Origin of the sequence: Synechococcus sp. 1G10 (assembly GCF_002252625.1) — a bacterium.
GTDB lineage: Bacteria > Cyanobacteriota > Cyanobacteriia > PCC-6307 > Cyanobiaceae > Regnicoccus_A.
Genome location: NZ_NQKW01000059.1, coordinates 1 through 1,242, shown reverse-complemented (window position 1 = coordinate 1,242; position 1,242 = coordinate 1). Strand labels below are relative to the sequence as shown.

Sequence of the window (1,242 nt, the reverse complement as noted above, 5' to 3'; positions counted from 1 at the left end):
AGGGCACCTCGAAAAATAAGATTGACTTGCCAGAATGCTGCCATGCAGATACAATAGATGCGTTGAAAATACCAAATCAATGGGGCAGCGTGGCTTTTGGGATGAAGAGCAGCGAATCCACAAACTGCATCAAAAGAGCCCCACTCTGACCGCTCTTTCCGAAGCTATCCCTTGGGACAGTTTTCGCCCTCTCTTAGATCAGGGATACTGTTCTGAGCGCAAGAACAATGCAGGTAGAAAACGCATTGATCCCATCATCCTTTTCCGAATGCTGGTTCTCCAGCAGCTTTTCAATCTGAGCGACGAAGCGCTTGAATTTCAGGTCAATGACCGTAGATCCTTTGAGAAATTCGTTGGCTTGGGAGTGATGGATACGATTCCTGACGCTACAACAGTGGCATTCTTCAGGGAGAGACTAAGGAGCGCAGGAGTGATCGAAGAATTGTTTGATTGCTTTGAGCAGCATCTCCGGGTCCAGGGCCTGGAGGCACGTGGTGGCCAGATCATCGATGCCACACTGGTGCCCGTTCCAAAGCAAAGAAATACCCGGGCAGAGAATCAAGTGATCAAGCAAGGCGAAGTGCCAGAAGACTGGCACGACAAGCCAAATCGGTTGCAGCAGAAGGATCTTGATGCTCGCTGGGTGAAAAAGAATGGTGTCAGCCACTACGGCTATAAGAACAGTATTTGCATTGATGCCGAACATGGATTTATTCGCAGATACGTGGTTACGCCAGCCAACATTCACGATAGTCAGATGATAGCAGCCTTGCTAGATCCGGAAAATTCAGCGGATATCGTTTGGGCCGACTCGGGATATGCGGGTCGGCAATTTGAGGAGCTGCTAGCTGCGGCAGGATTTGAAAGCCGAATTCACGAGAAAGGAACTCGCAGTCGTCCCCTTGATGAGGATGCACAGGCACGAAACAAGGTCAAGTCCAAGATTCGGGCCCGCGTTGAACACGTCTTTGGCCAGATGCAGGTAAGCATGTGTGGAAAGCTAACGCGGCGCATCGGTCTCGCAAGAACAAATGCATGGTGGGGACTGAGGAATCTGACGTTCAACTTCATGCGATTCTGCCAGAAGCTGCGTGTCTGCGCCGTCGCTGGCTGAACTTCCCGAAGGATTAGAGAACATATTTATCTGTGCGATATGGCCCTTGGTGTAGCCGTGGCATGCCGGGCTGAGTTGGTTCCTGCTTTCTTGTTGCCGCCGATTTAACCGATTATTCGAGGTGCCCT

Annotated in this window: 1 protein-coding gene; it reads left to right on the top strand. The window is 50.7% G+C overall.

Going from position 1 to position 1,242, the window contains the following annotated elements:
• Window positions 1-79 precede the first annotated feature (79 nt).
• Window positions 80-1,114 (top strand): IS5 family transposase, encoded by a 1,035-nt coding sequence (locus tag CJZ82_RS17430; RefSeq protein WP_094556990.1) that lies wholly within the window; start codon window positions 80-82, stop codon window positions 1,112-1,114.
• Window positions 1,115-1,242: the final 128 nt, after the last annotated feature.

What these genes read in the sequence shown, in the direction of transcription:
- CJZ82_RS17430 (WP_094556990.1), top strand. Translation starts at nt 80, where the DNA reads ATGGGGCAGCGTGGCTTTTGGGATGAAGAGCAGCGAATCCACAAACTG.